This window comes from Branchiibius cervicis (assembly GCF_042661605.1).
Taxonomy (GTDB): domain Bacteria; phylum Actinomycetota; class Actinomycetes; order Actinomycetales; family Dermatophilaceae; genus Branchiibius; species Branchiibius cervicis.
On record NZ_JBHSWJ010000002.1, the window covers coordinates 176,065 to 196,708 of the forward strand.

A 20,644-nucleotide genomic window follows, 5' to 3' on the forward strand; every position below is an offset into this window, starting at 1 on the left:
GGCACGTGGAGTTGACGGGTCACTGAAACAATGTCTACTCTCCCGGTAGGCATTGAGCGTCGATGACAAGCCCTGGCTGGTCGACCAGCAACCCTCGTTCCGCGGTGGGGTGCTCCAGGTGAAAGCCCGGCCCGTTAGCGAACCCGCGCGGGCAAGCGCAGTGACGCAGCCTCGGCCGCGTCACGAAGGTCGTCGGCTCACGTCGTGGCCTTCGAACTCGTTGGAGTCGTCCATGTCCTCACCTCCCGGTTATGCACAAGCCGCAGTCGAGCAGGTTGCCGACGTTGCTTCGGACCCCTCTGCTGACCGCACTGCCCGCAGGGTCATCCCGCAACGGCACCCGTGGCGCTGGGTGGCCGCCGCCGGTGTCGCCGTCCTGGCAGCGATGGCGATCAACGCGCTGATCACCAACCCGTTCTTCCAATGGGATCGTTTCGGCTACTGGTTCACCAGACCCGTTGTCCTGCAGGGACTTTGGATCACGTTGAAAGTGACGGCCGCAGCGGCGGTGCTTGGTTTCATCGGAGCGCTCGTTCTGGCAGTCGCTCGTCTGTCCAGCAATCCGTTGCTGCGGGCGGCCAGTTGGGCCTACACCTGGTTGTTCCGGTCGATCCCGTTGATCGTGATCCTGCTGTTCCTGGTCAACTTCGGCGCTCTGTACAAGACCATCAGTCTCGGGGTGCCCTTCGGGCCGGAGTTCGTCCGCTTCGACGAATCGCGGCTGGCCACCGACATCGCGTTGGCGATCATCGGTCTGTCCCTGGCGGAAGCCGCCTACGGCTCGGAGGTCGTGCGCGCCGGCATCCTGTCGGTCGACCAGGGCCAGCACGAGGCGGCTGCCGCGCTGGGTCTGCCCAAGAGGTACCAGTTCCGCAGAATCGTTCTGCCGCAGGCGCTTCGCTCGATCGTGCCGAACTTCGTCAATCAGTTGATCGGGCTCATCAAAGCGAGCTCGCTGGTCTTCTACGTCTCGCTACTCGACCTCTTCGGGCAGGTGCAGACGCTGGGCAGCACCTATCCCGGCGACATCATCCCGCTGCTGCTGGTAGCAACCGTCTGGTATGTGATCCTCACCAGTGCTCTGTCCGTGGTGCAGTTCTACGTCGAGCGGCACTACGCCCGCGGGGCAGTGCGGACGTTGCCGCCGACGCCGCTGCAACGGCTGCGCGCCGTCATCGGTCGCAAGCAGGTGACGGCATGAGCGCCGCGCCGGTCACCTCCGCCGCAATCCACGTCCACAACGTGACCAAGAGGTACGCCGACAACGCCGTTCTCGACGACGTGCAGTTGACCGTGCGGCCGGGCGAGGTCGTCGTGATCATCGGCCCGTCGGGATCCGGAAAGTCGACGTTGCTGCGTACGATCAACCACCTCGAGAAGCCGGACCTGGGCTATGTGCAGGTCGGCGACGAGCTCATTGGCGTCCGCGAACACGGTTCTGATCTGAAGGAACTCAGTGAGCGCGAGATCCTGAAGCAACGTGCACAGATCGGCTTCGTCTTCCAGTCCTTCAATCTCTTCCCGCACCTGACGGTGCTGGAGAACGTCGCCGCGGCACCCGTCGCCACCGGTCACACGGATGGGCCGACAGCTCGGCGGCGAGCTGCCGAACTCCTCGCCCAGGTCGGTTTGGCGCAGAAGGAAGATGCCTACCCACGGCAACTGTCCGGAGGTCAGCAACAGCGGGTCGCGATTGCCCGGGCGCTAGCTCTCGATCCGGGCGTGATCCTCTTCGACGAGCCCACCTCGGCTCTGGATCCGGAGCTGGTCGGTGAGGTGCTCGCGGTGATCAGGATCTCGCGCGCAGCGGTCGCACCCTGGTGATCGTCACGCACGAAATCGGTTTCGCCCGTGAAGTCGCGGACCGCATCGTCTTCCTCGACCAGGGGGTCCTCTTGGAGCAGGGGCCACCGGTCGAGGTACTGGACAACCCGGCGCATGAGCGGACCCGCGCCTTCTTGTCCGCGGTCCTCTAGCAATTCCGCAGCGCAGTCTCACCCGGCCCTGTCGTCAACAGGCCGGTCCACGAACCATTCCCGAAAGGAAACGTCATGACCTATCGTTCCCAGCCCGATCGCCGCACCCTGCTGCGCGGGGTCGTCGGTGGCGCCGCTGCCCTTGGCCTCGCGAGCTTCGCCACGGCCTGCTCCTCCTCCGACGCCGCTGAGTCCAGGAGCAAAGACGGCAAGACCGAACTCACCCTGGGCCAGCACTCCAACGGAGCGGCCGTACCGGCGAAAGTAACGGTGGCTCAGGTTGACGCGATTCGAAACACCCTGCCTCAGGGCGTCCTGGACGGCGGAAAGCTGGTCATCGGCATCGGCGCACTACCGGCCGGGTTCCCACCGTTGGCCTTCGTCGGCGACGACCAGCAGACGCTCACCGGTTCGGAGCCGGACCTGGGCCGTCTGGTCGCCGCCGTGTTCGGGCTCGAGCCGGACATCAAGAACTCCACCTGGGAGAACCTCTTCGTCGGGATCGACAGCGGTAAGACCGAGGTCGGTGTCTCCAACATCACCGACACCGAAGAGCGCAAGCGCAAGTACGACTTCGCCAGCTATCGCCAGGACAACCTGGCGTTCGTGGTGCCGAAGACCGATTCGTGGAACTTCTCCGACTACCAGAGCCTTGCCGGCAAAACGGTTGCCGTCGGCTCGGGTACCAACCAGGAGCGGATCCTGTTGGAGTGGAAGAAGAAGCTGCAGGGTGAGGGCAAGGATCTTCAGGTGAAGTACTTCCCGAGCAACAACGACACGTTCGTGGCACTGGCGGCCGGCAAGATCGACGCCTACTTCGGCCCCAATCCGGGCGCCGCCTACCAGGTGCGACAGACGCAGTCCACACCGAACGCGGTGCGCATCGCGGGCACCTTCTCCGGGGCCGGCTCCAGCCTGCAGGGTCTGATTGCCGCCACCACGAAGAAGGACTCCGGCCTGGCCAAACCGCTGGCCGCAGCCATCAACCACCTCATCGAGGACGGCACGTACGCCACCTGGCTGAAGGTATGGAACCTGTCCAACGAGGCGGTGAAGACCTCGCAGATCAACCCGCCCGGTCTGCCTCTGGACAACTCGTGACCCGAGGCCGGATCGGCATCGTCGGTGCCGGGGTGGCGGGGTCTTCGGCCGCCTGGCACCTGACGCGCGCCGGTTACGACGTCGAGGTTTTCGAGCAATACGAGGCCGGGCACGATCGTGGGAGTTCACATGGTTCGTCGCGGATCTTCCGGCTGGCCTATCCCCACCCGACGTACGTCGCGTTGGCCGTGCGCGCGTTGCTGGAGTGGCGAGTGCTCGAGGAGGAGGTGTCCGCCCCGCTGTTGGAGTTGACCGGGGGATCGACCATGGACCGCCCGCTGCTCTCGAGCCCCTGCACGCAGCGTTGCGTGCGGCTGGACAACGGACGGAGTACTGGTCCGCGGCGGATGTGGCCGATCGGTGGCCGGGCTTGCGGGTCGACACCGCGGCCCTGCACCATCCGGATGCGGGACGCTTGCATGCCGACGGTGCGGTGGCCGCGTTGCAGTCGGCGGCTGCCCGACGGGGTGCGACGCTTCATTTCCGCACGCCGGTGCGCCGCCTGCTGGTGCGCACCGACGGGCGGGTTTCGCTGGAAACGGATGACTCGGCGTACGTTGTGGATCAGGTGGTGGTCGCTCCTGGCGCTTGGGCGATCGGCCAGTTGCTGGACGGTCTGGTCCAGTTGCCGCGACTGCGGGTGACCCAGGAACAGCCGGTCCACTTCGCGGCGACGGATCCGCTGGCGTGGCCCAGCTTCATACATCACGGCGGCGCGGGCCTCCCGGCCGGTGGCGGCACGTACGGCGTGGGTAGCGTGGACGGGGTGAAGGTGGGATTCCACGCGGTTGGCCGCGAGGTCGATTTCCCCGGGGACCGTGACCGCAGCATCGACGGTGTCGCCGTCCAGCAGGTGAAGGCCTACGCGCGACAGTGGATTCCGGGGGTGGACGCCGACCGGGCCAGCGCCCAGACCTGCCTCTACACGCTGACTCCCGACCATGACTTCATCGCCGACCGCCGGGGGCCTGTCGCGGTCATGGCCGGGTTCTCCGGTCACGGTTTCAAGTTCGGGTCAGTGCTGGGATCACTTGCGGTAGACCTGATCGAGGGCCGCCCCGCCTTGCCGGCCTTCTCCTTGTCCCGCACATCGCTGCTTGCGACGAAAGGTTCTCGATGACCACGACCGACGCCTCCATTGCCGCAGTGCCGCTGGGCGAGGCGGTCCTGGACAACCCGGCGTACTTCGCCCTCAACGGTCCGCAAGCGCACTTGGCCGAGCGGTCGGGAACAGCGGTGCGCTATCCCAGTGACGTCAGCCCGTTCGCCGCACTGCCTTTGCCTGCGACACAACAGAACTGGGCCGATCTGCGACACCTCGTCGACGGCCGGGTCGGAGTATCGGCGGGGGTGCACTGGGATCCGCCGCAGGACTGGCGGCGGCATCAGCCGGTCGACGGTGTGCAACTGTCCGGTGAAGGCGTGGTGGGGCGATCCGATGACGAGGCGATCGTCCTGACCACCCGTGACGTCCCCGAGATGCTTGCGCTGGTCGAGCGGACCAGGCCCGGCCCGTTCCAGCCTCGCACGATCGAACTCGGAACGTATCTGGGCATCCGCCGCGGCGGTGAGTTGATCGCGATGGCCGGGGAACGGATGAAACCGCCCGGCTGGACCGAGGTTTCGGCTGTCTGCACGGACGAGCGATTCCGCGGTCAGGGCCTGGGAAGCCGGCTGGTGCTGGCGGTCGTCGCCAATATCAGGGCCCGCGGCGATCGAGCCTTCCTGCACACCGGGCGGCAGAACGTCAACGCCATCCGGCTCTACGAATCGCTCGGGTTCCGGTTGCGCCGGGCCGCCGAGTTCGCAGCGGTGCAGGCACCCGCCCGATAGAGCAGCGTGCCGGCGGCCGGGACTTCGGTCCCGGCCGCCGGACCCTCCTAGGAGGCCGAGTTCTGCAGGGAACCGTCGGCGTTCAACAGGACCGGTCGATCCTGCGGCCGCTGCCAGAAGTCCAGCAGGCCGGTGAAATCGCGGGCACGGGCGTCGAACGACCCGTTACCCAGGGCCGGGACCCGCCAGTTGCGCTCGATGAACTTCAGCACCGAGGTCTGCTCCAACTGGGTGTGACCGACGTAGTTGCGCTTGCTGTACGGCGAGATCACCAGGAACGGCAACCGGGGTCCCGGTCCGCAACGGTCCTGGTAGCCGGCCGTGGCCGCCGGGCCGCTGGTGCAGGTCGCCGAGTTCAGCGCCGCATCGGTGGAACCGTTGAGAACAGCCGTCGACTGGTGGTCATACCAGCCGTCGGAGTCGTCGTAGGCGACCACGATGGCGGTGTTCTTCCAGTCCGGCGACTTCTGGATCGTGTTGATCTCGTCGACCAGGAAGTGCTGTTCGTCGATCGGGTCGGAGTACGCCGCGTGGCCGTCCTGGTACTCCGGTGCCTTGACGAAGCTGACCGCCGGCAGACTGCCGTGTTCGGCCGCCTGGTTGAACCAGCTGAGGTCGTACTCGTGGTTGGCCTGCCCGTCGTGTCCCACCTCTGCCAGCGATGCCGGCGGCAGGTGGTGCGGGTTCGAGGTGGACTTGAAGTACTCGAACGGGTTGTGATGCGGGCTGTAGTCGGTGACCGTTGCGCCGGCGATGTTGGTGTGCGTCGCTGCGCACACGGCGTACGTCGTGCTGTTGCCCGCCGCCGTGGTCGGCGCGAACCCGCCCTGGAACCAGCCCCAGGTGACGCCGCGGGCGTTGAGCTCGTCACCGATGTTCTGCCCCGACATCGAGCCGAGGTTGTTGGTGGACGTGTGGTTCTTGTCCGAGCAGTCGTCGTAGGCGGGGTCCGGGTCGTTGGTCACGGTGCCGACACCGGAGGCGGTCGCCCCCGACACCACGTAGGAGTCCGTCGTCGGTTGCAGCGTCGTCGGATTGACGGCCGTCACGCCGTACGTCTGTCCGGCGATCAGATTCAGTGCACCGGGTGTCGACGGACCGTAGGTGGTGCCGTAGGCGTTGTCGGACATGGCGTAGTGCTGGGCGTAGTTCCACAGGGCGGTCACCGTGTTGCCGTCGTAGTACCCCATGGTGAGGCCGGGTGCACCGAAGAGGCCGGTGCACTTGTCGACGCTGGTGTTCTGCACGAACTGGTCATTGGCCCCGCTGTTGGCGGCCTTCTGCTCGGGCAGGTAGCTGTGGTTCTGGTCGCACGTTGCCGCCTGGTCGGCGCTGAGCCGGAACGGTGCGTAGAGGTTGGCATTCGTCGTGATCTTGCCAGCGCGCTGCTCGGTGTTGATGTTGCGCGGGGTCCGCGAAGACGCCGTGAACGTCGTCCCGTCGGTGTTCGCGGCGTGCGGATAGGTGCCGAAGTAGTGATCGAAGGACACGTTCTCGTCGAAGAGAACCACCAGGTGCTTGATCGGGGTAGTGGTGCGGACTGCCCCGGTGGATCCGTGGCCGTGGCCGGGTTGGTGCTGCCATGGCCAGGCCGAGGCGGTCGACATGCCGACGGCGGTGGTCGCTGCGACCGTCGCCGCTGCTGCGGGGAGCAGCAGGCGTCGCTTGCTCATGCGGTACTTCCTTTCGGTGGAGAAGTACTACGCCAGCAGGGCGCTGGCGTAGGTGTCGAGGTGTCCCGTACGCCGGGCAACGTGAAGAAGTAGCCGCCACCGGTCGGCGTGATGTAATCCACCAGCGGTTCATCGGCCAGACGCTTCTGCACCGCGACGAACTGCCGGTCGAGGTCCTGTTGGAACGCACCGAAGACCAGCCCGACGTCGAGGTTGCCGACCTCGTCGACGCCGCGGTCGTAGGAGTAGGACCGGCGCAGGATCCGACTCTGATCAGTCTGCGGGGTACGCGGATTCGCCATCCGGATATGACTGTCCAGAGGGATCGCGGTGCCCTTCGGATCGTCGGTGTAGTCCGGCGTATCCGACTCATGGACTCCGCTCAACGGTGCGCCGGTGTCTTTGCGCCGACCGAACATCCGCTCCTGCTCGCTGACCGACACCCGGTCCCAGAACTCCACGTGCATCCGGATGATGCGGACCACGTGGTAGCTGCCGCCGCCGGTCCATGCCGGCTCGTCACCGCCCGGCCGCACCCACACCAGTCGGTCCATCTCGGCGGGGTCGGTGACGTCCGGATTGGCGGTGCCGTCCTTGAAGCCGAGCTGGTTGCGCGGTGCACCGGTCGGCCGGGCCGGCGGGGTGAATCCATCGATCCGCCAACGGATCTGCATCGATGAACGAGTGGCGCGACAGATGTCGCGCAGGGCGTGCAGGACCGTGTCACGGTCTGGTGCACTCAGAGTCAGCAGCAGGTCACCGTCGCACTCAGCGCGATCCAGCCGGTCGTTGACGAAGGTGTCCATCGTCCGCAGACGGGCCGGCTTGGCACCGGCCAGCCCGAATCGGCCGTCGAACACAGTGGCACCAAGGCCCACCGTGACCTGCAAACCGGAGGCCGGCTGGTCCGGACCCATCGTGCCGGAGTCCGTCGCGGGCCCGGCGATACCCAACGGCCGGGAGGGCCCACCGGCGGTGAGCGCCCGCGCACGCTCGGTCAAGGTCTTCATCAGTGCGGCCAGCGCGTGGCGGCCGGCGATGGTGAGATCGAACGCGACATGTGCCGAATTGGCCTGCGGTTGCTCGAGAACTCCCGCTTGATGACGTCCGTGGAATGGTGCAGAAGTCGCGGTCGTGACAGGCGGTGCTGCTGCGGCGACGTCGCGGGCGGCTAGTACGCCGCCCAGCCCGACGGCGCCCGCGGCGGCGGATCCCGCGAGCAACTGACGGCGGTTGACACCGGTCACGACACAACCCTGGGTTCGAGGATGGTGGCCACCGGCGCGAGCAACTCACACAGCCCGGAGAGGTCGGCGTCCAGGGTTTCTCGCTGCTTCCGGGTCGCCCGCTGCCACGCAGGGATCGCCGCGGCTGCCGAGTGTGTCTGCTGCAGTAACTCTTCGGTGCGGGCAAGGTCGGGATAGCGCGGTGCCAGCAGGCGCCGCAGGCTGGTGAGGAGTTCCTGAGTGGCGGTGAGTTGTTCGGTGACCGCGGTCGTCGTCGTGTCGCTGCCGAAGTCGTCGACACCGGAGAGCGTCTGCTGCATCGACTGCTCGGCGATCTCGTGGGTGCGAAGAACCATCTCACCCGGGTCCAGTTCGGTCTGCTGCACGGTGGTGCGCAGTGCCGCGACGTCGCCGGTCAACCGCTCTCCGAGAGCGGCGAGGTGCGACAGGGGTTGGCCGTGCCATAGGCCGTATTCGATGCGGTGCAGGCCGGTCCAGCCGGGGTCGGCGACACCGAGCGGCAGCCCGTAGGGCAGGCCGGCGACCTTGTCCGCTCCGGCCCCGAACGCGCCGTACGCCACCCCGAGCGTGTTCCAGGTCAGATAGGCGCTGCGCCAGGCCCGTTCGGCCCGGGTGCGGTCTCCGGCGGCCAGCGCCGCACCCAGCTCGCGGCTCTGGGCGTGCAGGGTGAGCAGGCGTCCGGCTATCCGGCGGGAGTCGGCGATGGCGTACGGCGCGAGGTCGCCGCTGGTGACCGGGTGCACCTGGGGGCTGCCCGGTTCGGCTGCGCCGGTGACGGTGATGGCGGGACCGGTGACGGGATCGGCATCGTCCATGGTGCAGACCAGGTGATAGGTCCCCGGCGCCAGCACCGCATCCAGGGTGCCCCAGGAGCCGGGACCCACCGGGTCGGCTTCGGCCAGGATCGCGCCGTCGCTGGTGTCCAGGTAGGCCTCACCGGCTGCCGTGTCGACGTTGTGGATCTGCAGGTGCAGGGCGCCGGTGGTCGCGCGGCTCCAGCCCTGACCGCAATGGCTGAGCGACATGGCTGCCACCGAAGCGGCTGCCGTCGGCCGGGCACCGGTACTGGCGGGGGTGCTCAGGGTGCGCTGCAGCCGCTGAGGACGACGGTCGCCAAGACGGCGATTCCAACGAGCGGGCGCACGCAGCCGAGGCTAGGTGCGGAATTGGTGACTTCAGCCGCAGTTCACCGAGCGTTCCTTGCCCGTTGGATGAATTGGGAGGCTATCTTCAGGAAAGTCGCCCGAGGTGCGGGTTCGGCGCGTCCGCGGCTAGAGAGTCCCGCCCCTTTCCAGGGTGTCGATGTCCTCGTCCGTCACCTGCAATGCGGGTGCCGCCGCGAGACCGGAGGGGTCCTCCGGCTCACCCGGCTGCAACCAGTTGAAGAACAGGTTCAGCAGGACCGCCATGATCGCGCACGCCGAGATGCCGGAGCCGAAGATGGTGTCGACCCAGGACGGGAAGTTCTCGAAGAAGCCGCTGGAGACAACGGGAATGAGCCCGAACCCCAGCGAGGTAGCGACGATGACCAGGTTGTTGTTGCCCTGGTAATCGACCTTGGACAGCGACCGGATGCCCGATGCCGCGACGGTGCCGAAGAGCACGATCCCGGCGCCGCCCAGGACCGGTTGGGGGATCATGTTGACCACGCCGGCGAGGAACGGTGACAGGCCGAGCAGCACCAGGACGCCGCCGCCGATCGCCACTGCGAAGCGGCTCTTGATCCCGCTGATGGCGACCAGTCCGACGTTCTGTGCGAACGCCGTCGCGGGGAAGGAGTTGAAGACGGGAGCGACGGTCGTGGAGATCATGTCCGCTCGCAGACCGTTGGCCACCCGCTTCGAGTCGACCTTGGTGCCGACGACCTCGCCGACGGCGATGATGTCGGCGGTGGTCTCGACCATGATCACCAGGATCACGACGGTCATCGACACGATCGCGCCCACCTGGAAGGTCGGTGCGCCGAAGTGGAAAAGGCTGGGGAAGGCGAAGGCGCTGGTGCCCTTGACCGAGTCGGTGCTGCCCTTGCCGACGATGAAGGCCGCGATAGTGCCGATGACCAGGCCGAGCAGGATCGCGGTGCGGGACAGCACGGCGATCTTCATCAGCACCAGGATCACCAGCAGCGTGAACCCGGCCAGCAGGATGTCGCCGGTGTTGGCGAAGTCGGCATTGGGTTTGCCGTTGACGGTGGCCTGACCGGTGATCCAACCGGCAGCCACCGGCATCAGGGACAGACCGATGATGGTGATGATCGACCCGGTCACCACCGGCGGGAACAGTTTGACGACCATCGAGAAGAACGGTGCAATCACCAGGCCGATCAGACCGGCGATGAGGATCGCACCGAAGGCTGCTTGCATCCCTGCGTGGCCGCCGCCCTTGCCCAGCACGATGGTCAGCAGCGTGGATACCGACGCGAACGAAATGCCCTGCACCAGAGGCAATTGCGCTCCGAAGTAGGGCACGCCGAGGGTCTGCAGCAACGTCGCCAGGCCGCTGATCAGGAGGGCGCAGGAGACCAAGAGGCCCTTTTCCGCGCCGGACAGGCCTGCGGCGCCGCCGATGATGAGGGGAACGGCGATCACGCCGCCGAACATCGCGAGGATGTGCTGCACGCCGTACCCCAGGGAGGGGAGCCACCCGAGCTTCTCGTCCTCGGGCCGGACGGTGTCTGCTGTCGTCATGGATCGACGCTAGAGCCGCGTGGGTGGCCGTGGGTTAACGGCGTGTTAGGGATTGTGCAGCCGTGTAACCGTTGTGATGCCGAACGGTGTGCACCCTCCGGTGCACGGCTACTACGTCTGGGTGACGACCAACCAAGTGGCGACGGCCGGTTCATCGGACTGGTTGGAGAGCCGGTGCGGCAAGGCACAGCTGTAAGAGATGGAATCACCGGCGCGCAGCAGGACGCGTTCTTTCGGGAAATCGATGGTGAGCTCGCCGCTGACGACGGTGCCCACCTCGAAGCCGGTGTGCGTGTTGAGCTCGTGCATGTCGCCGGCGGTGCTGTGCGGGGGATAGGTGGATTCGAAGAAGTCGACCCCATGCGTCCGGCCCGGCGAGAGCCGGCGATAGCTGACACCGCCATCCAGTGTGACTGTCTCCATCTCCAGGCTGCGGCGCAGCGAATACGACTGTGCCGCAGCCATATCCATAAGCTCAGATCCCGAAGAATCGCTCTCTCCGAATACCTCGAGCACCGTAACGTCGAGCGCTTTGGCGATCGCGAAGAGGCGGTTGACCGACGGCCGCAGGAGGCCGCGTTCGATCTGCGACAGCGCGCTCGCCGAGATGTCCATCCGGCGAGCTACTTCGCGCAGCGACAGCTTCTTACGTTCCCTGACCTCGCGGATCCGCATCCCGGTCAGCTGCGCGTCGAACTGATCGAGTGCCCCCGTCTCGGTCGGCGTACCCACATCATCGGTGGTCAACTCGTCCCTCGTCACCGCTACGGACCCCCTTGACGGATTTGTTAACCCACTCGTAACCTACGTCTCATTGTTAACTAACAACTTAACAACAGGACGACGGTGTGAACCCTCGCTCCGCACGCTATCAGTTCGATCGACACCCCCGGTGCCGATCCTCCCGGCGCAGCGCCGCGCTCCCCATCCCTTCGTGAATCATCTGGAGCAGTTATGGCCACTGAAGCAGTCAGCTGGGACGACCTTCCCCACGACGTCGTCGAAGCCGCTGGCCTTCCGCCGGGCGCCGGCGAAGTGAAGTCCGCCTACGACCCGGCACTCACCAACGAGGATCTGGCACCGCTACGCAAGCAGACCTGGTCGACGTACAACATTTTCGCCTTCTGGATGTCGGACGTGCACAGCGTCGGAGGCTACGTCACCGCCGGCAGTCTCTTCGCCCTCGGCATCGCGAGCTGGCAGGTGCTCGCAGCGTTGCTGATCGGCATCACCATCGTGTTCTTCTTCTGCAACCTGGTCGCCAAACCCAGCCAGCGCACCGCGGTGCCCTACCCGGTGATCAACCGAGCCGTGTTCGGTGTCAAGGGCGCCAACATCCCGGCGATCATCCGCGGGTTCATCGCGGTGGCCTGGTACGGCGTACAAACCTTCCTCGCGGCGGAGTCGCTGAACATCATCTTCCTGAAGTTCATCCCGAGCTCGGCCCACCTGCTCGACCACAGCTTCCTGGGGTTGAGCGCGCTGGGCTGGATCTCCTACGCGATCTTGTGGGTCGCCCAGGCGGCGCTGTTCATGACCGGTATGAACACCATTCGCAAGTTCATCGACTACGCCGGCCCGGCAGTCTACGTGGTGATGATCGCACTGGCGATTTACCTGGTGAGCAAAGCCGGCTGGAGCCACATCTCCCTGAACCTCTCGACCGGACCGCAGTTGTCCTTCGCCGCCTCCATCCCGGTGATGCTGTCGGCGATTGCCCTGGTCGTGTCCTACTTCTCGGGGCCGATGCTGAACTTCGGTGACTTCGCCCGCTACGGCAGGTCGTTCGCCTCGGTGAAGAAGGGCAACTTCTGGGGTCTTCCGGTCAACTTCCTGTTCTTCTCCATCCTGACGGTCATCTGCGCCTCGGCTACCGTGCCGGTCTTCGGCAAGCTGATCACCGATCCGATCCAGACCGTGCAGGCGATCGATTCGTGGTTCGCGATCCTGCTCGGAGGCCTGACCTTCGTGACCGCCACCGTGGGGATCAACATCGTCGCGAACTTCATCTCGCCGGCCTTCGACTTCTCCAACGTGTCCCCGCAGAAGATCAGCTGGCGGATGGGCGGCATGATCGCCGCCGTTGGTTCGGTGCTGCTGACGCCGTGGAACTGGTACAACAACGACACCGCGATCCACTACACGCTGGGTGTTCTCGGCGCGCTGATCGGTCCGCTGTTCGGGATCCTGATCGCCGGCTATTACATCTGCTCCAAGCAGAAGGTCCTCGTCGACGACATGTTCACCATGTCTCCGCAGGGCAAGTACTGGTTCAAGGGCGGCTACAACCCCAACGCCGTCATCACCGTCGTGATCGCGGGCATCATCTCGATTGCCTGTGCGGTCCTGCCCAAGACGTTCGCCGACCTGGGTTGGTTCGACGTGACCAAGATCAGCGACTACTCGTGGTTCATCGGCTGTGGGCTGGGCTTCGTGATCATGATCGTGCTGGAGCGCATCCACCCGTGGTTGCCGACTCTGTCCGGCGACGACCCCAAGGTCAGCGACGGCGCCGGTCACCCGGACCGTGTGCACCACATCTCCGACTGCGCGGAGGATATCGCCGCCAAGAAGGGTGTCGGTCTGTCCGCCGGCCACTGACGACTCCCGGGTTCGGGGCGAGAGTGCGCTCGCTCCGGACCCGGGCAACCAACGCTCAACGACGAGCAGGAAGGTGCCCATGCACATCCGTCTGATCAATCCCAACACCACGCTCGCGATGACCGAACTCGTCGAACGATCTGCCGCCCGGGTTGTCCCGGCGGATGTGCGGATCGACGCCGTGAATCCGTCGATGGGTCCGGCCTCGATCGAGTCGCACTACGAGGAAGCCCTCGCCGTGCCGGGTCTCCTGGAGCAGATAGCGCTTGGAAATGCTTCCGGCGTCGACGGGTTCGCGATCGCCTGCTTCGGTGACCCGGGCCTGGATGCCGCGCGTGAGCTGAGCAACGGACCCGTGCTCGGAATCGCCGAGGCCGCCTTCCACGCCGCCGCGATGGTCGGTCGCCGGTTCAGCGTGATGACCACCTTGAGCCGGACGCGGGGTCGAGCGCAGGAGTTGATCGAGCGCTACGGATTCGCCGGCGACTGCGCCGGGGTGCATGCATGTGACATCCCCGTGTTGGAGTTGGAGTCGTTGGGTGAGGACGGCATCTACGGCATCGCGAAGGCGTGCCGAGAAGCCGTCGAGCGTGATGACTCGGACGCCGTCGTCCTGGGGTGCGCCGGAATGGCGGACTTCTGCCCGCAGATCAGCCAGGTGGTCGGCGTTCCGGTGATCGACGGGGTGGTCGCGGCGACCGGTATGTTGCAGGGCCTGATCCGGATGGGTGTGAGCACCAGTCGGCGGGGCGAGTACGCCGCGCCGCCGGCGAAGGCGATGGCCGGGTTGCTGGCCCCGTTCGAGATCCGCTGAGCCCGAAATCCGCTGACCCCCGGACTTTTGGAACGCAATTCACCTATTCGCGCGACCAGCGGGTGAATCGCTTTCCAAAAGTCGGAGAGGGAGTGCGGCAGGTGGGTGCGGCGTACGCCGATCAGCGGGCCGGGCCGCCAGCGCTCGTCCACCGCTGGTGAATGGCCTGGCGTCCCGCTTCGGACAGTTCGCCCAGCAACCGCAGTCGCGCCATACCGCCGTCGGGGTATACATCCAACCGGGCGAAGGCGATCTCGTCGGTGCTGTCGACGCGGAAGCGGTGCCGCGTGTCGGGCTGCAGGCGCGTCTTGGGCAGGATCTCGACCTCCCGGGAACGGTCCGTCGACCAGCCGGTCACCTGGGCCCAGCCGGGGGCATTACCCAGGAAGTAGCGAGTGTCCAACTCCACGACGCCGACCGTCCCCGGGCCGGCAAGACGCACCTCGACCCAGTCGTTGCCGTCATCGCGGCGTCGTGACGTCTCCCAGCCCTCGCCCATCAGCCGGGCGTTGCCGGGCATGATCAGGTTTGTCGGGGACGAATAGAACATGTTGGAGCAACCGGAAATGCCTGCGCCGCAGTCCAACGCGGCCAGGTTGACGTTGACCCGGCCGACGAACTGCGGGTCGGCGACGACTTCTCCGTGCACTCGCAATCTGGCGATACCGCCGTCGGGGTGCATGCACAACCGCACGTGGGTGACCAGCCGGTCGCAGTCCACGTCGAAGGAGTTCAGGTCGTCGCCCTTCACGGCCGAGCGGGGGACCAGGTCGAACCAGTCGGTGCCCTCCAGCTCGGCCACCGAGGGGTAGCCGTCGATGACGGCACCCTGCACCGACACCTCCGGGGGTAGTTGCCCTTGAAGTACGCCGTGTCGACGATGATGCCGCGCACGACACCCGGAGCGCCCAATCGCACGATGGCCCAGTCGAATCCGGGTTCGCGGCGACGGCGGGTCTCCCACCCGTCGTACACCTGGCCTTTGTGGCCGAAGGTGTAGGTGGAGTACGTCGGCTCCTCCGGCTTGATGAGGTTCTCCTTCTCGGCGAACAACTCATCGTTGGCTGCCACGACTCCCGACCCCATGGCGCGGGAGGCGAGGTCGGGCAGGACCACGAAGTCCGGCAGATCCGCCTCGGTGGCCAGGCGCCGGCTGCGGCGGTTGGGTGGGGTCATCGTTCTCCTCTGATCAGGAACTGCCCGTCAGGGCGTTCGATGGTCGCCGGTACGCCGCGGAGCCAGACCCGGCGGGCCACACCGGATAGCGGAACGCCCTCGTAGGCAGTCAGTTTGTTCTTGTGCTGCAGATCCGCCGCATGCACGGTGTAGGTCTGCGATGGCGCCCACGCTACGAGATCGGCGTCCCTGCCGACCTCGATCGCACCTTTGCCGCAAAGCCCCACCAGTGCGGCGGGGGACGTGCTCATCCAGCGCACGACGTCCGTGAGCGCGAAGCCACGACGCCGGGCCTCTGTCCAGACGGCAGCCAGCGCCAACTGCACCGATGCCACTCCACCCCAGGCGGCCCCGAGGTCGCCGGACTCGACCAGTTTGAGGTCCACCGTGCACGGCGAATGATCACTCACCACGATGTCGATCGTGCCGTCGCGCAACGCTTCCCACAGCGCGTCGCGGTTGGCGTCGCTGCGGATCGGCGGGCAGCACTTGTGCGCGGTCGAGCCGTCCCGGATGGTTTCGGCTGCGAACGTCAGGTAGTGCGGGCAGGTCTCGACGGTGATCGGCAGCCCCTCTGCCTTGGCCGCGCGGATGTCCGGCAACGCGGCGGCGCTCGACAGATGCAGGATGTGCGCGCGCCCGCCGGTGGCACGCACCGCGTCGATGACCGTCCGGATCGCGGTGATCTCGCTGGCGTCCGGTCGGGAGGCGGTGAAGTCGGTGTAGCGGGGCCCGTGCGCAGCAGGAGCCTTCGCCAACTCCTCACCGTCCTCGGCGTGCACGATCATCAACGCCCCGAGCTCGGCGGTCCGGGCCAGGTAGGTGTTGAACTCGGCCGTCGACAGCGGTGGGAACTCCGGAACCCCAGAATCCACCAGGAAGCACTTGAAACCGAAAACCCCTGCACTGTCGAGCTTTTCGAGATCGTCGAGGTTTCCGGGGATGGCTCCACCCCAGAAGCCCACGTCGACGTAGCACTGGCCGGACGCGGCATCCTGCTTGGTCCGAAGGGCGTCCACGGTGACGGTGGACGGCAGGCTGTTCAACGGCATGTCGATGATGCTGGTCGTGCCGCCCGTCAGCGCCGCGCGGGTCGCGGTCGTGAAGCCCTCCCAGTCGGTGCGGCCGGGTTCGTTGACGTGCACGTGGGTGTCGACACCGCCGGGCAGCAGGACTTCGTCAGGTCCGAGCTCGATGAATTCCGTTGCATCCCAATCGGCATCGAACGGACCAAGCTGTGCGATGCGGCCATCCAGCACCGCCACGCTCACCGGCCCGGTGCGCACGTCGTCGCCGGAACCGAGCACGCTGTCATGCGCCCGCAGGACGAGGTCGTAGGTCACCACGCCAGTATCCCCGGTCATCGGGTCAGCCCGGTCAGTGCGGCCTGATCCAGGCCGGTGCGCGCGCTCACGTCCTCCTGGCTGAACGCACCGCAGGCGACGCCGCGCAGCAGCGCACTGGACAGCATGCGGGCGGTGGCGGGCTCGTCCATGACGTCACCCTCGATCCGCTGCACGTAGGCCGCGAGCCGATCGCACGCCGGATCGAAGGCACGGCGGAAGAACAGGTACGTCGCGGCGTACCGGGACACCAGGTGTCCCGGTGCCATGTCCCAGCCCTGGTAGATGCCCCGGATCAGCGAGCGGTGCACCAGGCCGGCATGCAGTCGCCACGTCGCGAACGCCTGCTCGGCCGTCCCGAACGCCACCACATTGGTGGAACCGTCCGACAGCCGCACCCCGGTCTGTGCCGCGGCGACCTGCATGACGTTCTTGGCGTGGTCGGCGGCCGGGTGGTCCAGCGACTGATAGGCCGCGGCGATGCCGAGCCCGGCGGAGTAGTCGAAGGTCCCGTAGTGCAGCGAGGTCACCCGGCCGCGGCCCGCGTGCACCATCGCGGCGACCGCTGCGGTGCCGTCCGGCGCCATGATCGCCTGCGCGGTCTCGACCTGGACCTCGAAGCCGATGCTGCCGGCCGGGGCGCCGAGTGCTTCCTCGAGGGTGTCCAGCGCATCGGCCATCGCGGCCACCTGCGCCACCGAGGTCACCTTCGGCAACGTGAGGGTGAGCCCGCTCGGCACCTGGCCGCCCTCGACAACCCCGGCCAGGAAGCCGGCGAGCGTGCGGACTCCGCGGTCGCGCGTGGGTGCTTCGAAGGACTTGAACCGGATGCCCCACCAGGGTGGGCGGATCCCGGCAGTCCGTTGATCGGCGTACGCCGAGAGGCAGCGTTCGAGGTCTGCGTCCTCCACTGCGTCGGGCCGGCGCCCGTAGCCGTCCTCGAAATCGATCCGCAGGTCCTCGATCGGTTCTTGCTGCAGTTTGGCCACGATGAGGGGATAGATGGGCTCGATGTCCGACACCGGTTCGCCGAGGGCGGCGGCCAGGGTCGCTGCATCGGGTGCGTAGGCGCTCAGCAGTCGCAGCGCCTCGTCGCCCCAGGCGCGCGGCAGGTCGTCGGTGACCCGGTCGGCGGGCACGTAGACGGTGTGGATCGGCTGGCGGTCGGTGCGATCACCGGGATACCGGGCGGCCAGGTCCGCGTCGGCTTCCTGCAAGGTGGTGTCCAGCCGGCGCTGCAGGGCGGTGACGGTGTCTGAGTAGTCCATGAGGCCTCCTGGATGATTTCCGAAATACGGAAAATGATTTCCACTCGACGGTACTATGGCTGTCAATGGGGTGCGGCGCCCTACGCTGGTCGCACGATCGGGACCCTCAGTGCGACGAGGAGCAATGGCCGAGAACAAACCGGGTGGCGTGCAGTCGGTGACCCGCGCCCTGGACATCCTTGAGGCTATCGACGGTGCGGGCGGCGAACTGGCGTTGATCGACATCGCCGCCGCCAGCGGTCTGCCCACCCCTACGATCCACCGCCTGGTGCGCACGCTGGTCGACCGGGGCTATCTGCGCCAACTACCCGATCGGCGCTACGCACTCGGATCGCGGCTGATCCCGCTCGGTAGCACGGCCCTGACTGCGTTCGGGTCGCGCAGTACGCCGGAATTGCGCCGGCTGGTCAGCGAGCTCGGCGAAACCGCGAACCTGGCAACGCTCGACGGTGACCAGGTCGTCTACGTGGGCCAGGTGCCCTCGCCGCACGCGATGCGGATGTTCACCGACCTCGGCCGCCATGTCCCGGCCCACTGCCGCGCCACCGGGAAGGCACTGCTCTCGCAGTTGCCGGACGAGCAGATCCGCACCATCCTGCGGCGCACCGGGATGCCGGCGTTCACGCCGCGCACGATCACCTCGCCGGACGAATTGCTCACCCAGCTCGCCACCGTGCGCGAGCGGGGCTGGGCCGTGGACGAGGGCGAACTCGAGGAGGGTGTCGTCTGCCTGGCGGTGCCGGTGCCCAGTTCGATCGCGTCGCTCGCGGTCTCCATCTCCGGCCCCGCGGTTCGGGTGGACGAGCGGGTGCGGGCACGCGCCGTACCTCTGTTGACCAAGGTCGCCGCCGATCTGGCCGCGCAGCTCGACGTCGCGTCCGCATGACCGCCGGCGACAAAGTAGTCGCCAAACCCTTGACAGTGACGCGCATCACTCTTTAGTTTCTTCATACGGAATAACAATTTCGCAGAATGGAATTTGGAGGAAGCGGATGAGTCAGTCCCTTGAGCTGGGCACCTTCAACGCCCTGCCAAGTGCCGATGCCCGCGCGTGGCTGGAGCAACTGTGCTCCTCGCCGCGCTGGGCGGCCGAGGTGACCGACGCTCGCCCGTACGCCGACCGCTCGGCTCTGTTGGAAACCTCCGATGCCGTGTTCGCGGGTCTGGATCCTGCCGATCTGGATGCTGCGCTCGCGGGTCACCCGCGGATCGGCGCACAGGTCTCGGCCGAAGGTCACAGCGCCGACCTGTCCCGCTCCGAGCAGTCGTCGATGGCGTCGGCCGACGACCGGGTGAAGACCGCGCTGCGCGAGGGCAACATCGCCTACGAGCAGCGGTTCGACCGGGTCTTCCTGATCCGGGCCGCCGGCCGCTCGCCGCAGGAGATGCTGACCGAACTGCAGCGCCGCCTCGGCAACGACGAGGATGCCGAGATCGCCGAGGTCCGCGAGCAGCTGCGCCAAATCACCCGTTTACGACTGGAAGGAGCTCTGTCGTGAGCTCGTTGTCCACCCATGTCCTCGATGCTGTGGGCGGTGTCCCGGCGCCCGGCATCGCGGTCACCGTGACCGGCCCGGACGACGCGCCGGTCGGTGCGGGCGTCACCAATGAGGACGGCCGGATCGCCGACCTCGCGCCCGGCGGCCTGCCGCACGGGATCTACACCATCAGCTTCGCCACCGGTGAGTACTTCGACCGGATCGGCGTCGCGGCCTTCTATCCGAAGGTCGACATCACATTCACGGTTGCCGATGAGCGCCACTACCACGTGCCAGTCCTACTGAGCCCGTTCGCCTTTTCCACCTACCGAGGGAGCTGACAACGATGTCCTACGTCCTGGGATACAACCAATACGGCAAGGCCGAGGTGCACGTCGTGCGCGTTTTCCGCGACGACCCCACCGCCCCGCACGACCTGGTCGACTACAACGTCAGCGTCGCGCTGACCGGGGACTTCGACGAAGCCCACCAGACCGGCGACCAGGCCAAGGTGCTGACGACCGACGCGTGCAAGAACACCGTCAACGCCTTCGCCAAGGAGGCCGGTGACGCCGTCCGCGAGCCGGAGTCCTTCGCGCTCGCGCTGGCCAACCACTTCGTCGACGACGTGCCGCAGGTGGAGACCGCGCGGATCAACATCGAAGCCTTCCCGTGGGTGCGTTCGCACGACAACCCGCATGCGTTCGTCAAGAACGGTGACTACGTGCGGACCGTGACCGTGACCCGCCGCGGTTCCGCGCCGGCGACCGTGGTCAGCGGCCTGAAGGACCTCACCGTCCTGAAGACCACCGACTCGGAGTTCCACGGGTTCTACCAGGAGAAGTACACGACGCTGCAGCCGACCAACGACCGCGTCATGGCGACCGCGATCAAGTCCCAGTGGGCGCACTCGAGCAACGACAAGGACTGGGGCGCATCGTTCGACGCAGTGTTCGAGGCCATCACGAAGGCCTTCGCGGGCGCCTACAGCTACGCGCTGCAGCACACCATCTGGGAGATGGGCCAGGCCGCTCTCGACGCGGACGCGACCATCGCCGAGATCCGGATGAGCTGCCCCAACAAACACCATTTCGTGCTGGACCTGTCCTCCTTCGACCTGGAGAACAACAACGAGGTCTTCCACGCCGACGACCGGCCCTACGGGCTGATCGAGGCCACCATCAAGCGGACCGCCGACGTCGACGCGTCCGCGGCGTACGACCCGGGCCAGGCCTGGTCCGAGGCCGCGGCCAAGGTGCCGGCTGACGCCTGAGCCAGCCGATCGACGTACGGCGCCGTCGCCCCTGTGCGGGGTGGCGGCGCCGTTCGCTGTGCGCTTGCGGTCGGGCGCGTGGGTCGAGTGGCCGTGTGTTGCTTCCGTACGTCGATCCACGGGTGCATGCGAGGGTCGAGTGGCCCTGTGTTGCTTCCGTACGTCGATCCACGG

18 protein-coding genes, 3 pseudogenes and 1 riboswitch are annotated in these 20,644 nt (G+C 66.8%); of the genes and pseudogenes, 12 read left to right on the forward strand and 9 right to left on the reverse strand.

Translation table 11 applies throughout. The annotated features are described in order from the left end of the window. Positions 1-48: 48 nt before the first annotated feature. Positions 49-164: riboswitch (SAM riboswitch) on the forward strand. A gap of 68 nt (positions 165-232) precedes the next feature. The 6 genes and pseudogenes from ACFQBT_RS01145 (at position 233) to ACFQBT_RS01170 (ending at position 4,910) form a co-directional block, all read left to right on the forward strand. Then, positions 233-1,201 carry an amino acid ABC transporter permease gene (locus tag ACFQBT_RS01145; RefSeq protein ID WP_377820001.1) on the forward strand — a complete coding sequence of 323 codons (969 nt, stop codon included), beginning with the start codon at positions 233-235 and terminating at the stop codon, positions 1,199-1,201. Beyond that, positions 1,198-1,976, forward strand: a pseudogene (locus tag ACFQBT_RS01150) (amino acid ABC transporter ATP-binding protein). Before ACFQBT_RS01145 ends, ACFQBT_RS01150 begins: the two are co-directional and overlap by 4 nt. 75 nt (positions 1,977-2,051) lie before the next feature. Next, positions 2,052-3,077, forward strand: coding sequence for an ABC transporter substrate-binding protein (locus ACFQBT_RS01155; protein ID WP_377820002.1), 1,026 nt, complete (start codon positions 2,052-2,054; stop codon positions 3,075-3,077). Beyond that, positions 3,005-3,250, forward strand: a pseudogene (locus ACFQBT_RS01160) (FAD-dependent oxidoreductase); the annotation flags it as partial. The gene ACFQBT_RS01155 and the pseudogene ACFQBT_RS01160, both read left to right, overlap by 73 nt. Before the next feature lie 32 nt (positions 3,251-3,282). Then, a complete protein-coding gene (locus ACFQBT_RS01165; RefSeq protein WP_377820003.1) occupies positions 3,283-4,197 on the forward strand; it encodes an FAD-dependent oxidoreductase in 915 nt (304 codons plus the stop codon). Then, the gene (locus tag ACFQBT_RS01170) at positions 4,194-4,910 is read left to right on the forward strand and encodes a GNAT family N-acetyltransferase (protein ID WP_377820004.1); all 717 of its coding nucleotides are present in this window, start codon (positions 4,194-4,196) and stop codon (positions 4,908-4,910) included. Before ACFQBT_RS01165 ends, ACFQBT_RS01170 begins: the two co-directional genes overlap by 4 nt. 47 nt (positions 4,911-4,957) lie before the next feature. On the opposite strand, the gene ACFQBT_RS01175 is transcribed toward ACFQBT_RS01170, so the two are convergent. The 5 genes from ACFQBT_RS01175 to ACFQBT_RS01195 form a co-directional block, all read right to left on the reverse strand. Next, positions 4,958-6,583: a phospholipase C gene (locus tag ACFQBT_RS01175; protein ID WP_377820005.1), complete on the reverse strand. Its 1,626-nt coding sequence runs from the start codon at positions 6,581-6,583 to the stop codon at positions 4,958-4,960. Next, complete coding sequence (locus ACFQBT_RS01180; protein ID WP_377820006.1) at positions 6,580-7,830, reverse strand: Dyp-type peroxidase; 1,251 nt, start codon at positions 7,828-7,830, stop codon at positions 6,580-6,582. Before ACFQBT_RS01180 ends, ACFQBT_RS01175 begins: the two co-directional genes overlap by 4 nt. Next, positions 7,827-8,855 carry an EfeM/EfeO family lipoprotein gene (locus ACFQBT_RS01185; RefSeq protein ID WP_377820007.1) on the reverse strand — a complete coding sequence of 343 codons (1,029 nt, stop codon included), beginning with the start codon at positions 8,853-8,855 and terminating at the stop codon, positions 7,827-7,829. Before ACFQBT_RS01185 ends, ACFQBT_RS01180 begins: the two co-directional genes overlap by 4 nt. 246 nt (positions 8,856-9,101) lie before the next feature. Beyond that, the gene (locus ACFQBT_RS01190; protein WP_377820008.1) at positions 9,102-10,517 is read right to left on the reverse strand and encodes a nucleobase:cation symporter-2 family protein; all 1,416 of its coding nucleotides are present in this window, start codon (positions 10,515-10,517) and stop codon (positions 9,102-9,104) included. Positions 10,518-10,628: 111 nt separating this feature from the next. Beyond that, positions 10,629-11,264, reverse strand: coding sequence for a helix-turn-helix domain-containing protein (locus ACFQBT_RS01195; protein WP_377820009.1), 636 nt, complete (start codon positions 11,262-11,264; stop codon positions 10,629-10,631). 207 nt (positions 11,265-11,471) lie between these two features. On the opposite strand from ACFQBT_RS01195, the gene ACFQBT_RS01200 reads away from it, so the two are divergent. Further along, positions 11,472-13,118 (forward strand): NCS1 family nucleobase:cation symporter-1, encoded by a 1,647-nt coding sequence (locus ACFQBT_RS01200; RefSeq protein ID WP_377820010.1) that lies wholly within the window; start codon positions 11,472-11,474, stop codon positions 13,116-13,118. Between the two features lie 79 nt (positions 13,119-13,197). Continuing rightward, positions 13,198-13,932: an aspartate/glutamate racemase family protein gene (locus ACFQBT_RS01205; protein WP_377820011.1), complete on the forward strand. Its 735-nt coding sequence runs from the start codon at positions 13,198-13,200 to the stop codon at positions 13,930-13,932. A gap of 121 nt (positions 13,933-14,053) precedes the next feature. Here ACFQBT_RS01205 and ACFQBT_RS01210 read toward each other — a convergent pair whose 3' ends face one another. From ACFQBT_RS01210 to ACFQBT_RS01225, 4 genes and pseudogenes are all read right to left on the reverse strand, one after another. Continuing rightward, entirely contained in the window at positions 14,054-14,614 is a 561-nt protein-coding gene (locus tag ACFQBT_RS01210) for a hypothetical protein (RefSeq protein WP_377825301.1), read from the reverse strand. A 12-nt stretch (positions 14,615-14,626) separates the two neighbouring features. Further along, positions 14,627-15,108 (reverse strand): annotated as a pseudogene (locus ACFQBT_RS01215) (hypothetical protein); the annotation flags it as partial. Further along, on the reverse strand, positions 15,105-16,472 hold the full coding sequence (gene allB / locus ACFQBT_RS01220; RefSeq protein ID WP_377820013.1) for an allantoinase AllB: 1,368 nt from the start codon (positions 16,470-16,472) through the stop codon (positions 15,105-15,107). The pseudogene ACFQBT_RS01215 and the gene allB, both read right to left, overlap by 4 nt. Beyond that, on the reverse strand, positions 16,469-17,719 hold the full coding sequence (locus ACFQBT_RS01225) for a DUF6986 family protein (protein ID WP_377820014.1): 1,251 nt from the start codon (positions 17,717-17,719) through the stop codon (positions 16,469-16,471). The genes allB and ACFQBT_RS01225 overlap by 4 nt, the downstream gene beginning before the upstream one ends. Before the next feature lie 124 nt (positions 17,720-17,843). Between ACFQBT_RS01225 and ACFQBT_RS01230 the strand changes: the two genes are divergently transcribed. From ACFQBT_RS01230 to pucL, 4 genes are all read left to right on the forward strand, one after another. After that, positions 17,844-18,605, forward strand: a complete 762-nt coding sequence (locus ACFQBT_RS01230; RefSeq protein ID WP_377820015.1) for an IclR family transcriptional regulator — start codon at positions 17,844-17,846, stop codon at positions 18,603-18,605. A gap of 106 nt (positions 18,606-18,711) precedes the next feature. Further along, positions 18,712-19,218, forward strand: coding sequence for a 2-oxo-4-hydroxy-4-carboxy-5-ureidoimidazoline decarboxylase (uraD, locus tag ACFQBT_RS01235; protein ID WP_377820016.1), 507 nt, complete (start codon positions 18,712-18,714; stop codon positions 19,216-19,218). Then, positions 19,215-19,538, forward strand: a complete 324-nt coding sequence (uraH, locus tag ACFQBT_RS01240; RefSeq protein ID WP_377820017.1) for a hydroxyisourate hydrolase — start codon at positions 19,215-19,217, stop codon at positions 19,536-19,538. The genes uraD and uraH overlap by 4 nt, the downstream gene beginning before the upstream one ends. A gap of 5 nt (positions 19,539-19,543) precedes the next feature. Continuing rightward, positions 19,544-20,470 (forward strand): factor-independent urate hydroxylase, encoded by a 927-nt coding sequence (pucL, locus tag ACFQBT_RS01245; protein ID WP_377820018.1) that lies wholly within the window; start codon positions 19,544-19,546, stop codon positions 20,468-20,470. The last annotated feature ends 174 nt before the right edge of the window (positions 20,471-20,644 follow it).